This is a genomic window from Arthrobacter sp. NPDC093125, assembly GCF_044754225.1.
Classification (GTDB): Bacteria; Actinomycetota; Actinomycetes; order Actinomycetales; family Micrococcaceae; genus Arthrobacter.
Map to the genome: position 1 here is coordinate 762675 of NZ_JBIVOQ010000001.1, position 13551 is coordinate 776225.

The window sequence follows — 13551 nt, forward strand, 5'->3', positions numbered from 1 at the left end:
AGGAAGCCTGGCATGACCATGCCCGCAAAGCAGCCACCCGCCGTCGTTCTGCCCGAAAACCCGGCAGCACTTTCACCGACCGACGCCCGCTCACTCTTCCGCGCAGGGCTGGTGACGCCCACCTCCGGGTGGAGTGCCGGCTACGCGCAGGCGAACCTGATCATCGTGCCGAAAGCACAGGCGTTCGACGTGCTGCTGTTCGCGCAGCGGAACCCCAAGCCGTGCCCCATCCTCGGCGTGCTCGACGCCGGCGAGACCAGCGGTACGCTGCTCGCCGGCGGCGACGTCCGGACTGACGTGCCCAAATACGCCGTGTACGAAAACGGGGTAATGGTGGACGAGCCCACGGACATCAGCGGCTACTGGCGCGACGACCTGGTGACGTTCATCGTCGGCTGCAGCTTTACGTTTGAGGCGGCGCTGCAGGAAGGCGGCATCCGCATTGCCCACATCGACCAGGGCGTGAACGTGCCGATGTACCGCACGTCCGTCCGCTGCGAACCGGCCGGCGCCATGGCCGGGCCGCTGGTGGTCTCGATGCGGCCCGTCCCGGCGTCGCAGGTGGCCGACGCCGTCCGCATCACCTCCCGCTATCCGGCCGTGCACGGTGCGCCGGTCCATATCGGCAACCCGTCCGAGCTGGGCATCGCTGACCTGTCCCGCCCCGATTTCGGCGACCCCGTTGATATCCCTGAAGGCCACATCCCCGTGTTCTGGGCCTGCGGTGTGACTCCGCAGGCCGCCGTGATGGAGTCACGTCCGGCGCTGGCTATCGGCCATGCACCGGGGCACATGCTCATTACCGACGCCCGGGATAGCTCGTACCTCGTGCCCTAGCCGCCTCCCCACCCCGTCCCAAAGTCCCCCGCGTCCCCCCATCCCCCAAGTAACCCCCCAAGTAAGTAGCAGTTCAGGCCGTTCCCAGCGCTGGGAACGGCCTGAACTGCTACTTAGTTGGGTGGGGCTCTTCGGGGGGGCGGGCTTCTGCGGAACTGGGCTCTTCCGGCACGGCCCCGATGTGCACCAGCAGCTCGTGCTCGGCCGCATCGAGGTAGCGCCGGAGCTCCGCCGCTGCCTCTTCGCGCTGTCCCGCGCGGATCTGCTCCACGAGGGCGGCGTTGCGCTCGACGTAGTGGCTGTGGAAGTCCGGCGTGGTGGCCATGGCATGGAACACCAGGCGCATCTCGGCCAGCACTTTCTCCATCAGTTCCTGCAGGGATCCGCTGCCCGAGAGCGCCACGAAGGCCTTGTGCAGCTCCTGGTTGGCGTCGGCCATGCGCTCCACCGAACCCGCGGCCTTGGCGTCCTTGGCCGTGGTGATGATGGCCTCGAGGCCCTCGAGCGCTTCAGCCGGAATGTCTCCCCACAGCACGGCTGCAGGCTCAATCAGCCGACGGACACGGTAAATTTCGCGCACATCGTCCGCTCCGGGAGCGGCAACGTAGACGCCCCGGTTGGGGATCCGCTGCACCACAGACTCCCCGGCAAGGACCGTGAACGCCTCACGCAGGGTGTTCCTGGAAACGCCCAGCGCCTCGGACAGCTTCTGTTCGGACAGTTTGGTTCCCGGCGGAAGCTGACCGGCGGAGATGCGGGAACGGAGCACGCCGGCAACCCACGCCCCCGTGTGGGCGTGGGTTGCCTGGCCGCCGTCGGCGATCCCTTGGAGTGCTGCGTTCATGGGCATCGTTCCAATCTATCGAAGGATCGGTCCCCGTCAGGCGATGCTGGCCAGGACCTCCCCGCGCCCGACGGCGGTACCCGGCTCCTGCTGTCCACGCGTCAGGGTGCCGCCACGGTGGGCGGACACGACTGTTTCCATTTTCATGGCCTCAAGCACGGCCACCGGCTGGCCGGCCTCGACGGTGTCCCCGGTCTTGGCGACCCACTTCACAAGCGAGCCGGACATCGGCGAGGTGAGTTCGGCGTCGTCCTCTTCCTCTTCGCCGGCAGTGTGGTGCCCTGCGGCGCCGCCGCCCCCGCTGAGGAGGGCTTCGTACAGCTTCGAGGGGAGCCCCAGCTGCACGGCCTTGCCGTCCAGCTCCACGGTGAACGTCTTCCGGGCGGCACCGGGCTGGGTGCGGGCAATCTCCGGAGAGGCGGCGAGGTGCTCGGCGAACTCATTCTCAATCCATGTGGTGTGGACCCCCAGGCCCTCCTCAGCCGTGAACGCCGGGTGGCGCACTACAGCCCGGTGGAACGGCAGGACGGTCGGCAGCCCCTCGATCCGCATCTCCGCGAGCGCCGCCGCGGCACGGCGGAGGGCCTGCGGGCGGTCCTGGCCGTGGACGATCAGCTTCGCCAGCAGGGAGTCATACTCCCCCGGCACCACGGAACCGGAGCGGACGCCGGAATCGACGCGGATGCCGGCGCCGGTGGGCGGCTCGAAGACCTCGACGGTCCCCGGGCCCGGCAGGAAGCCGCGGGCCGGGTCCTCGGCGTTGAGCCGGAATTCGATGGCGTGACCCCGGGGCTCGGGGTCGGAGGTCAGCTCGAGCGCATGGCCGGCGGCGATGCGGAACTGCTCGCGGACCAGGTCCACGCCGGAGGTCTCCTCGGTCACCGGGTGTTCCACCTGCAGGCGGGTGTTGACCTCGAGGAAGGAGATGATGCCGTCCTTGCCCACCAGGAACTCGACGGTTCCGGCGCCGTGGTAGTCCGCCTCGCGGCAGATGGCTTTGGCGGATTCGTGGATGAGGGACCTCTGCTCCGGGGTGAGGAACGGCGCGGGGGCCTCCTCCACGAGCTTCTGGTTGCGGCGCTGCAGGGAGCAGTCTCGGGTTCCCATCACCACCACGTTGCCGTGGGTGTCCGCCAGGACCTGGGCTTCCACGTGCCGCGGCTGGTCCAGGAACCGCTCCACAAAGCACTCGCCGCGGCCGAACGCGGCCGTCGATTCGCGGACCGCCGATTCGAACGCGTCTTCCACGTCCTCCATGCGCCGCGCCACCTTCAGTCCGCGGCCGCCGCCGCCGAACGCGGCCTTGATGGCCACCGGCAGGCCGTATCCGCGGGCAAACTCCAGCACTTCCTCGGCGTTGGCCACAGGCCCGTCGCTGCCGGGTACCAGTGGCGCTCCTGCGCGGACGGCGATTTCGCGGGCCGTCACCTTGTTGCCGAGGGCTCTGATCGACTCGGCGGTCGGTCCGATCCAGGTCAGGCCGGCGTTGACGACGGCCTCCGCGAAGTCGGCGTTTTCGGAGAGGAAGCCGTAGCCGGGGTGGACGGCGTCGGCGCCTGAGCGGCGGGCCACCCCCAGCAGCTTCGGGATGTCGAGATACGTCTCGGCGCTGGAGGTCCCGCCGAGCGCGTACGCCTCGTCCGCGATCCGCACGTGCAGGGCATCGGCGTCGGGATCGGAGTAGACGGCAACGGATTGCAGCCCCGCATCGGAGCAGGCCCGGGCAATCCGCACCGCGATTTCACCGCGGTTGGCAATCAGGACTTTTTTCATGGCTGGTTTCCTTCGGATGCGGTGCTCACGGCAAATTCTTGGGAAGTGTCTTGGTCGATGGGTGCCAGGGTGTGGGGGTCCACGACGGAGAACCGCACGTGCTGCCCCGGCGGCAGCTGCGCCGCCACCGGCAGGTCCTCGGGCACGACGACGGCGATCACCGGATATCCGCCGGTCACCGGGTGGTCGGCCAGGAAGAGAACGGGATGTCCGTTGGGCGGCACCTGCAATGCCCCGGCGACGGTACCTTCGCTCGGCAGCTCGCCTTCGCGGGTACGCTCCAGGGCGCGGCCCTGCTCCGGCTTATCGTCCCCCGGCGGTGCGAGCCTGACGCCGATGCGGTTGGACTGTTCGGTGACCAGCCACTGCTGCCCGGTCAGGACCTTGATGGCATCGGGGCCGAACCAGTCATCACGCGGCCCCAGCGTCACCCGCAGGACGGGCGATGCGCCGCGGCCCGGCATGGCTTCTTCGGGAATCCCCACCGGCTGGACCCCCGTCACAGGGGCGACGGGCAGGAAGGTTCCCGGTAGCAGCGGGGCGGGTCCGATCCCGGACATCGAATCGCTGGACCGGCTGCCGAGCACCGGCGGCACGTCGAACCCGCCGCGCACGCCCAGATAGTTCCGGACACCGGCGGACGGCGCATCGATGGTGAGGGTCTCGCCGTCGAGCAGCGCAAAGGGTGCGTGCAGGGCCGGACGCCGCAGGAGCGTCCCGGTGGAGTCGTGGATCAACAGGCCGGCCGGTGCGCCGGACACGGCAAGCACCTGGTCGCCTTGGGCGCGCACGGCCAGCCCGCCCAAGAGATTTTCGACGACGGCGGCGCCCGGCTCGTTGCCCACAAGCCGGTTAGCCTGGCGTGCAGAGCGCTGGTCGGCAGCGCCCGAGGGGGACACTCCAAGGTCACCCAGGCCCGGGCGGCCCAGGTCCTGAACGAGGGACTGCAAGCCGGGGGCTTCAACGGTAAGGCCCGATCCGGCGGCACTTTCGGCCGGCCCTGCGGCGTCAGCTGCCGCGCCGGCCCGCTTCGCTGCTGTGCCGTTGTGCACCGGCACGGATTCCCGGACGGCCACGTAGCGGACGGTGTCACCTGGCCGGACAAGGGCCGGAGACTCCCGGTCCAGGTCCCACATCACAGCCGTCGTGTGGCCGATAAGCTGCCAGCCGCCGGGCGACTGCCGGGGGTAGACCGCGGAGAAGGCACCCCCCAGCGCCACCGATCCCGCGGGGACGGCTGTCCGGGGCGAGCTGCGGCGCGGCACGCTCAGAGAGTCGTTTTCCCCCACGAGGTAAGTGAAGCCCGGGGCGAAGCCGCCGAATGCGCCTGTCCATGGCTGGCCGGTGTGCGCGGCTATGACGCCGTCGGCACCCAGGCCGGTGAGTCGGCCTACTTCGGCGAGGTCCTCGCCGTCGTACACCACTTCGATGGCGATCTCATTGCCGGTGTCCTGAACGCGCTTATTGAGGTCAAGGTGCGGGATGAGTTCCCGGGCACTGCCCGTGTGGAACCGCGAGGCGAATTTCACGAGGACGGTGGCGGCGCCGGCGATGGCGTCGAGCTGCCCAGGAAGGGGCTCCGCCTGCAGCCGGTGGTGCAGGGCCAGCACGGAGCCGAGGTCCGTCAGCTCCACGAGCAGCGCGCGGGGGCCGGCCCAGCGGAGGCCGGTGATGCTCACGCGAAGCTCCGGACGGTGACGCCGGCGGCCTCAAGCCCGGCGCGCACGGCGCCGGCCATGGCCACTGCCCCCGGTGTATCGCCGTGCACGCAGATGCTGTCCGGCCTGACATCCACCACCGATCCGTCACGGGTGATGATCTTTCCCTCGGTGGCGAGCCGGACCATGTTCGCCGTGATGGCCTGGTGGTCGTGCAGCACGGCTCCCTCCTCGCGGCGGGATACCAGTGTTCCGTCCGGGTTGTAAGCACGGTCCGCGAACGCTTCGGACAGTGCGCGCAATCCCCGGGCTTCGGCCTTTTGCAGGGCCACGGATCCGGGGAGGAGCAGCAGCGGCAGGTCCGGGCTGAACGCGTGCACGGCGTCCACGACGGCCTGGGCGTGGACCTCGTGGTGCACGATGGTGTTGTAGAGGGCGCCGTGGGGCTTGACGTACCTGACCTCGGCGCCGGCCGCACGGGCGAGTGCCTGGAGTGCGCCGAGCTGGTACAGGACATCGTCGGCGAGTTCGGTCGCGGAGCAGTCGAGGAACCGGCGCCCGAACCCGGCGAGATCGCGGTACCCCACGTGCGCTCCGATGGTGACGCCGGCGGCCGCGGCGTCGCGGCAGGTGCGGGCGATGGTGCTCGGGTCGCCCGCGTGGAAGCCGCAGGCCACGTTGGCGCTGGTGACGTGGCGGAAGACGGCGGCGTCGTCGCCCATGGTCCAGTTGCCGAAGGATTCTCCGACGTCGCTGTTCAGATCGATGAAAGGCATGTGACCCTCGTCTCAGGTTGGATTCTTCAACCATCATGCCTCACCGACAAGGATTGTTCAACAATTTCTTCTGGCATCCCTGTCGGGCCCAGGGCGGTGATGGCTACTGGCGCCGGGCATGCGGAATCGATGGGGGAGGGTCCGAAGGTGCGGGCGGTCAGGATGTCGACCGGGTGTCGAACGCCGCGGCAGATTCCCGTAGAAGGCGCGCGACGGTGTCAACAGGCGTGCTGGTTGGCCGCCGCCGGTCGAACCGTCGCAGAACGATGCGCCGGGTCCCCAGTCCGGGGACGTCCAGGACGTCCACCCCGTCCTGGACGACACCGGTCAACGCCAAGGTGGGCACGATGGCAACGCCCTCGCCCGCAGCAACGAGTGCGAGAGCGGTGAGCGTGTCCTGGTACTGATGCGCGGTTTCCATCTGGGCACCTGTCGACTGGCCGAGCCGACCGAGCACCGCAGCGTTGGCGGCTGACGGCTCGACGCCGAGCCATGGAAGTGGCAGACGGCTAAGGTCGACGTTCTCGGTGGTGAGCAAGGCACCCTGCGGAACGACCAGTTTCCATGGCTCGTCCAGCAGGGGCTCCTCGGTCATTCCGGCGGACAGTGATCGTTGCGCGGCCGTCGTCGAATCGAGCTCGACCACGACGGCGTCGAGCTGGCGCTGGCGGAGCAGCCGCATCAGGGCAGGGAAGTCGTCCTCAACGATCCGGATCTGCAATTGCGGATACTGGCTGCGCCATTCGGGCAGACGCGGGATCACCACCGTGCGGACAAAGCTGGTGAATCCCCCCACCCGCACGACCCCTGTGATCTTGGCCCCGCCTTCCATCCGGGCGCGGGCGACGCTGAGTGCGCGCTCGATCTCCTCGCCGGCCTCTGCTACCGCCAGGCCGGCGGGTGTCAGCACTGAGCCTTTGGGGGTGCGCACGACCAGGGCGTGCCCCGTCTCATCCTCCAATCTGCTGAGCTGCTGGGACACCGCTGACGCCGTGATCCCCAGCTCATCAGCCGCGGCCAGCACCCCGCCGGTGCGGGCCACCGCAAGAAGTACGCGCAGCCGGCGCGGGTCGATATCCATGTTAAGCAGTTCTAAACCATGTCTTCAGTGGAATGCAATTGATCTAAAGCGAAGCCGTCCCCATAATTGCTGTTGAAACTACAGGACAGTGGGATCAGCCCGGGCGGACCAACGCCAAAGGCCCACGCCGGGGACCGAAAGGACGTCATGGAACTGCTGTTTGAACTATCCGGCTGGGCCGGCGCGATTGCGATACTTACCGCGTACCTCTCTGTGTCCATGGGGTGGCTGAAGGCTGGCAAGGGCTTCCAGACCGCGAATCTCCTCGGTTCTTGTGCCTTCATTGTTAACGGCGCGTTCCACGGAGCCTGGCCGTCCGTGGTCACCAATGTCGCTTGGTTCCTCATTTCCGCAGTAGCGCTTTATCGCATGCGCTCCCCTCACGAGGCGCCGGCGGCCGCTCCTGAGCCCTTGCAGGTGCAATTTCCTGGTGTCCCCGAGACCGGCCAGCTGGCCATTGTGGAAGCGCCTCGAGCAGCTCGCTTTACGTAATGCGCACGGCTGCTTCGCCGTCCTCTGGCTGGCCTTTTGGCCAGGTGCCCGGGATGCTGCCAGCTTCACCCGGTCCAAAGCAGGCATGGAAAGAGCCAGCGCCACCTACGCCACCGGCAGGCCCTTCCCAATTTCCAAGCCCTAACCGGCAACGCACTCTGAGATGCACTCATCCGGGATTGGCAATAGTCTGGCCGGGTGGATACAAGCACCGTGAACTCCGGCGAACAAGTTGACAGGCAGTCGCGCATTCTCGAAGCGGCGCTGGACCTGCTGTCTCGCCACGGCATCTCAGGCGTCAACATGCGGGCCGTGGCGCGCGAAGCCGGCGTTGCACTGGGGCTGGTGAACTACTACTACGAAGACAAGTCGAGCCTGATCCGTGCGGCCTTGCACCGAACCGACGAGCACGACCTCATGCTGGTCGCGCCCGACCCGGCGTCGCCCCCGGACGAACAGCTCCGCAAGGCCCTCCGGCGGGTTGCGGGCCCGGAACTTCTCACCACACGATATCTGTCTCTGCGTCTCCACCTTTGGGCTCTCGCGCAAGCCGATGATGACTTTGCGCTGATCAACGCAGCGGCGTTTGAGCGGTATCTCGATGGGCTCGCGACGCTGATAGGAAATGCCAAACCCGACCTTTCCCGTGATGAATGCCGGGAGCGGGCAGCCGACATTGTCGTCATACAAAACGGCATGTGGCTAACAGCGCTCCTTGGCGTAGACAAGGCATCCATCCAAAGGAGCATCGCCCGCACGGAGCAGATCGCCTTCGCCGCTTAGCGGCAACCCCCGCGACCCGGGGCGTCGAGCCCCAGGAGCCCCGAACACCACTTCACGCAGCGGCACCCGGTCATAAATAGCATTGAACACTTGTTCAAATCAAGTCTTGAACAAGTGTTCAACTTCAATTACTGTGCTTCGTATGACCTACACCACACCTGATGCCGCCCGGGACATGACCGAAACCGCATCCACCCTGTTCATCAACGGTTCGTGGGAGGCAGCCGCGTCCGGCGCTGTGCGCACAATCCGCAACCCAGCCGACGGCGAACTGGTCGCCACCGTGTCCGAGGCCTGCCGGGAAGATGCCGAACGCGCCATCGCTGCCGCCCGTGCAGCCTTCGACTCAGGCGTCTGGGCCTCGGTCCCGGCACCCGAGCGCGGAGCCTTCCTGCTCAAAGTCGCCGCGGAACTGCGCGAACGCCGCGAGAAGTTCGCCCGCGCCGAATCCCTGGATACCGGCAAGCGGATCGCCGAAAGCCGGATCGACATGGACGACATCGCCGCCTGCTTTGAATATTTTGGAAGGCTCGCCGGGCAGCAGGCGGGCCGCGTGGTCGACGCCGGGGACCCCGCCGTCGCCAGCAAAATCGTCTACGAGCCGGTGGGTGTCTGCGGCTTGATCACGCCGTGGAACTACCCCCTGCTCCAAGCAGCGTGGAAGATCGCGCCTGCACTGGCAGCCGGCTGCACCTTCGTGCTCAAGCCCTCCGAGCTGACCCCGTCCACGGCCATCCTGGCCATGCAGCTGCTGCAGGACCTGGGCCTGCCGGACGGCGTCGCCAACCTCGTGACCGGCGCCGGCGCGGACGCCGGCGCACCGCTCTCGGAACATCCCGGCGTCGACATGGTCTCCTTCACCGGCGGGTTGGAGACGGGCAAGCGCATCGCCGCGGCCGCCGCCGGCACCGTGAAGAAGGTGGCGCTGGAGCTCGGCGGCAAGAACCCCAACGTGGTGTTCGCCGACGCGGACTTCGACGCCGCCGTCGACAATGCGCTGAACGGGGCGTTCGTGCACTCCGGGCAGGTCTGCTCCGCCGGAGCGCGGCTGGTGGTGGAGGAATCCATCGCTGAGCGCTTCATCGACGAGCTGGTCCGCCGCGCGCAGGGCATCTGCCTCGGCGGCCCGTTCGAAGAGGCTGCCGAAACGGGCCCGCTGATTTCCGCAGCCCACCGCGAAAAGGTCCACGCCTACGTGCAGCGCGGCGTGGAGGAGGGTGCGCGGCTGCGGTGCGGCGGCGCGGCGCCTGAAGGAAAGAAGTACGACGCCGGTTTCTACTACCAGCCAACCATCCTGGACCGCGTGCACAAGGGAATGTCCGTCGTCGTGGACGAAGCCTTCGGGCCCGTAGTGACCGTCGAGACCTTCCGCACCGAAGACGAGGCAGTGGCGACCGCCAACGACACTATCTACGGGCTGGCCGGCGCGGTCTGGACCCAGGACGCCGGCAAGGCCCAGCGCGTGGCCGGCCGGCTGCGGCACGGCACCGTCTGGATCAACGACTACCACCCCTACCTCCCGCAGGCCGAGTGGGGCGGCTTCGGCCAGTCCGGCGTCGGCCGTGAGCTCGGCCCGACCGGCCTGGCCGAATACCAGGAAGCCAAGCACATCTACCAGAACACCAGCCCGCAGGTGACCGGCTGGTTCGCTGACCCCGGCAAGGAGAACTAGATGCATACCAACAACGTCGAGACCCTCAGCAACCGCGAGTTCGACTACATCATCATCGGCGGCGGATCCGCCGGAGCTGCAGTGGCCGCCCGGCTGAGCGAGGACCCGGCCGTGTCCGTGGCGCTGGTGGAGGCCGGCCCGGACGACCGCGGGGTGCCCGAAATATTGCAGCTGGACCGCTGGATGGAGCTGCTGGACTCCGGCTACGACTGGGACTACCCGATCGAACCGCAGCAGAACGGCAACTCCTTCATGCGCCACGCCCGCGCGAAGGTCATGGGTGGCTGCTCCAGCCACAACTCCTGCATCGCCTTCTGGGCCCCGCGGGAAGACCTGGACGAGTGGGAGTCCAAGTACGGCGCCACCGGCTGGAACGCTGCGGCCGCCTGGCCGCTGTACCAGCGGCTGGAAACCAATGAGGACGCCGGCCCGGACGCACCGCACCACGGCGACTCAGGCCCCGTGCACCTGATGAACGTGCCCCCGGCGGACCCCACCGGCGTCGCACTCCTGGACGCCTGCGAACAGGCCGGCATTCCACGGGCGAAGTTCAACAGCGGCACCACCGTGATCAACGGCGCCAACTTTTTCCAGATCAACCGACGCGCGGACGGCACCCGTTCCTCCAGCTCGGTCTCCTACATCCACCCGATAATCGAGCGCGAGAACTTCACACTGCTGACCGGCCTGCGCGCCCGCCAACTGGTGTTCGACACAGACAGGCGCTGCACCGGCGTCGACGTCGTGGACTCGGGGTTCGGCCGGACCCACCGGCTCTCGGCGCGATGCGAGGTGGTCCTGTCCACCGGCGCCATCGACTCGCCCAAGCTGCTCATGCTCTCCGGCATCGGCCCCGCCGCGCACCTCGCCGAGCACGGCATCGAGGTCCTGGTGGACTCCCCCGGCGTCGGCGAGCACCTGCAGGACCACCCCGAAGGCGTCGTGCAGTTCGAGGCCAAGCAGCCCATGGTGCAGACTTCGACGCAGTGGTGGGAGATCGGCATCTTCACCCCCACCGAGGACGGCCTGGACCGCCCGGACCTGATGATGCACTACGGCTCCGTCCCGTTCGACATGAACACGTTGCGGTACGGCTACCCCACGACGGACAATGGCTTCAGCCTGACCCCGAACGTCACCCACGCCCGTTCCCGCGGCACCGTCCGGCTGCGCAGCCGCGACTTCCGCGACAAGCCCGCGGTGGACCCGCGGTACTTCACCGATCCGGAGGGCCACGACATGCGCGTCATGGTGGCCGGTATCCGCAAGGCCCGCGAAATCGCCGCCCAGCCTGCCATGGCCGAATGGACCGGCCGCGAGCTCTCACCGGGCGTCGAGGCGCAGACCGACGAGGAACTGCGGGACTACATCCGCAAGACACACAACACCGTCTACCACCCCGTCGGGACCGTCCGCATGGGGCCAGCCGACGACGTCATGTCCCCGCTCGACTCAGAGCTGCAGGTCAAGGGCGTCACCGGCCTTCGCGTCGCCGATGCCTCGGTCATGCCCGAACATGTTACGGTCAACCCCAATATCACCGTCATGATGATCGGGGAACGCTGCGCGGACCTCATCCGCGCCAGCCGGGCCGGGGAAACAGCGACGGCGAAGGCGGAGCTCAGCGCGTCCCTCGCCTGACCGGCAGCGCGCCTAAGGCGAGATCCGCGCTGGTGACGCGAACCCTGGTGGCGGGAGCATCACGCCCGCTCCCTGCACTTGCATTTTTCCCGTATCAGCGCGGGTCCGGGCCATAACACCCGGCCCACACCCAGCGGCTGGTTTGGCTCATCCCGCAACGAAGCGGGCGGGGCCACTACTGGCCAGGCAGTACCAGAAGGGGGAATGGCCGTGCGCATCCGCGCCCGGCCGTTGATTCACCCGCGTCCAATGGCGGGCGCGGTACATCACCATCGTGCTTTTCGACTTAGGAGCTCGGATGTTAGAACCCACCAAATCAGGATCCGGTAAGAGCGATACAAGCGGCATGGACGAGTTTGGGTACGCCCAGACCCTGGACCGCAGCATCGGCAAGTTCGCCAGCTTCGCCGCCGGAGTCAGCTACATCTCCATCCTCACCGGCGTTTTCCAACTGTTCTACTTTGGTTTCTCCATGGCCGGACCGGCCTACGCCTGGTCCTGGCCCCTCGTTTTCGCGGGCCAGCTCATGGTGGCCCTGTGCTTCGCTGAACTGGCCGGCCGCTACCCGGTGGCCGGATCGGTCTACAACTGGGCCAAGCAGCTCTCGTCAGGGACGCTCGCCTGGCTGGCCGGCTGGCTGCTGCTGATCTCCTCGATCGTGGCGCTTGGCGCCGTGGCCCTGGCGCTGCAGCTCACCCTGCCGCAGATCTGGTCAGGTTTCCAGATCATCGGTGACGGAACGGGCCAGTTCGACTTCGCCGTCAACGGCGTCCTGCTGGCCAGCATCATGATCTCGATCTCCACCCTCATCAATGCCTTCGGCGTGAAGCTCATGACCAAGATCAACAGCATCGGCGTCTTCGTGGAGCTCGCCGCCGCCGTGCTCCTCATCCTGGCCCTTGCCTGGCATGTGGTGCGCGGCCCGGAAGTCCTTTTCAACACGGCAGGCTTCGGCGAGGGCCACGATCTTGGCTTCTTCGGGGTGTTCCTCATCGGCGCCATGGCATCCGGGTACGTGATGTACGGCTTTGACACCGCCAGTTCCCTCGGTGAGGAGACGAAGGACCCGAAAAAGACCGCTCCCAAAGCCATCCTGCGTGCGATCACGGCGTCCTTTGTGCTGGGCGGCCTGATCCTCCTCGGCGGGCTCCTGGCCGCCCCCGACCTGAACGACCCCAAGCTGGGCGCTGCCGACGGCGGTCTGCAGTACATCGTGCTCTCCGTACTGGGCGGCCCGTTCGGCAAGGCCTTCCTGGTCTGCATCGTCGTGGCCGTGACCGTCTGCACGCTCGCCGTCCACGCCGCCGCGATCCGCATGATGTTCGCCATGGCCCGGGACAACAACCTGCCCTTCAGCCGCCAGCTCAGCAAGGTGCACCCCGAGCGGAAGACGCCCACTGTCGCGGCCATCGTCATCGGAGTCATCGCGGTCATCCCGCTGATCGTCAACATCTCCCAGCCCGCGATCTTCACGATCCTCTCCAGCATCAGCATCGTGCTGATCTACCTGTCCTACCTGCTGGTCACCGTTCCGATGCTGCGGCGGCGTTTCGTAAAGAAGTGGCCGCTGCCGGACAACGGTTCTGAGGCAGGATTCAAGCTCGGCAAATGGGGCCTGCCCGTGAACATCCTCGCGGTGCTCTGGGGCGGGGCCATGACCCTGAACCTGATCTGGCCGCGGCCGGAGATCTACAACTCGGTCCCGCCCTTCGAGTGGTACCTGCAGTGGGGCGGCGTCATGTTCGTGGCTGCCGTGAGCATCGGCGGGGCACTGCTCTACCGGCTGCGGATCCGGCACCGGACAGGAGTCCTGGCCGAGCACGCTGCAGCTGTGGCCGCCCACCCGTCGTCGGGCTCCGCCCAAACCGAAGCCCAAACCGACGCTTCGGCTGCCACCCAACCGGAGTCGGATCCAGACCGGCTGCCTGCCTCAGTTGAGGTCTCCAAACAGGCAGCAGACGAAACCGATAAAGCCCTGCTCTAGGCTTCTGAGC

11 protein-coding genes are annotated in these 13551 nt (G+C 67.5%); 6 read left to right on the forward strand and 5 right to left on the reverse strand.

Features of this window, described 5'->3' with window-relative positions; genetic code table 11:
- The first annotated feature begins 18 nt into the window (after positions 1-18).
- Positions 19-837 carry a putative hydro-lyase gene (locus ACIP9X_RS03570; RefSeq protein WP_400478532.1) on the forward strand — a complete coding sequence of 273 codons (819 nt, stop codon included), beginning with the start codon at positions 19-21 and terminating at the stop codon, positions 835-837.
- Between the two features lie 109 nt (positions 838-946).
- On the opposite strand, the gene ACIP9X_RS03575 is transcribed toward ACIP9X_RS03570, so the two are convergent.
- The 5 genes from ACIP9X_RS03575 to ACIP9X_RS03595 form a co-directional block, all read right to left on the reverse strand.
- The gene (locus ACIP9X_RS03575; protein ID WP_400478335.1) at positions 947-1687 is read right to left on the reverse strand and encodes a GntR family transcriptional regulator; all 741 of its coding nucleotides are present in this window, start codon (positions 1685-1687) and stop codon (positions 947-949) included.
- Between the two features lie 30 nt (positions 1688-1717).
- On the reverse strand, positions 1718-3454 hold the full coding sequence (locus ACIP9X_RS03580) for an acetyl/propionyl/methylcrotonyl-CoA carboxylase subunit alpha (RefSeq protein ID WP_400478336.1): 1737 nt from the start codon (positions 3452-3454) through the stop codon (positions 1718-1720).
- The gene (locus ACIP9X_RS03585; protein ID WP_400478337.1) at positions 3451-5133 is read right to left on the reverse strand and encodes a 5-oxoprolinase/urea amidolyase family protein; all 1683 of its coding nucleotides are present in this window, start codon (positions 5131-5133) and stop codon (positions 3451-3453) included. The genes ACIP9X_RS03580 and ACIP9X_RS03585 overlap by 4 nt, the downstream gene beginning before the upstream one ends.
- Positions 5130-5888, reverse strand: coding sequence for a LamB/YcsF family protein (locus ACIP9X_RS03590; protein WP_400478338.1), 759 nt, complete (start codon positions 5886-5888; stop codon positions 5130-5132). Before ACIP9X_RS03590 ends, ACIP9X_RS03585 begins: the two co-directional genes overlap by 4 nt.
- Positions 5889-6045: 157 nt before the next feature.
- Positions 6046-6969, reverse strand: a complete 924-nt coding sequence (locus ACIP9X_RS03595) for a LysR family transcriptional regulator (protein ID WP_400478339.1) — start codon at positions 6967-6969, stop codon at positions 6046-6048.
- A gap of 147 nt (positions 6970-7116) precedes the next feature.
- Between ACIP9X_RS03595 and ACIP9X_RS03600 the strand changes: the two genes are divergently transcribed.
- The 5 genes from ACIP9X_RS03600 (at position 7117) to ACIP9X_RS03620 (ending at position 13541) form a co-directional block, all read left to right on the forward strand.
- Positions 7117-7461, forward strand: coding sequence for a YgjV family protein (locus tag ACIP9X_RS03600; RefSeq protein ID WP_400478340.1), 345 nt, complete (start codon positions 7117-7119; stop codon positions 7459-7461).
- A gap of 198 nt (positions 7462-7659) precedes the next feature.
- The gene (locus ACIP9X_RS03605; RefSeq protein WP_400478341.1) at positions 7660-8244 is read left to right on the forward strand and encodes a TetR/AcrR family transcriptional regulator; all 585 of its coding nucleotides are present in this window, start codon (positions 7660-7662) and stop codon (positions 8242-8244) included.
- Positions 8245-8386: 142 nt separating this feature from the next.
- A complete protein-coding gene (locus tag ACIP9X_RS03610) occupies positions 8387-9916 on the forward strand; it encodes an aldehyde dehydrogenase family protein (RefSeq protein ID WP_400478342.1) in 1530 nt (509 codons plus the stop codon).
- Positions 9917-11557 (forward strand): GMC family oxidoreductase, encoded by a 1641-nt coding sequence (locus ACIP9X_RS03615; protein ID WP_400478343.1) that lies wholly within the window; start codon positions 9917-9919, stop codon positions 11555-11557.
- A 298-nt stretch (positions 11558-11855) separates the two neighbouring features.
- Positions 11856-13541: an APC family permease gene (locus ACIP9X_RS03620; protein WP_400478344.1), complete on the forward strand. Its 1686-nt coding sequence runs from the start codon at positions 11856-11858 to the stop codon at positions 13539-13541.
- Positions 13542-13551 lie beyond the last annotated feature (10 nt).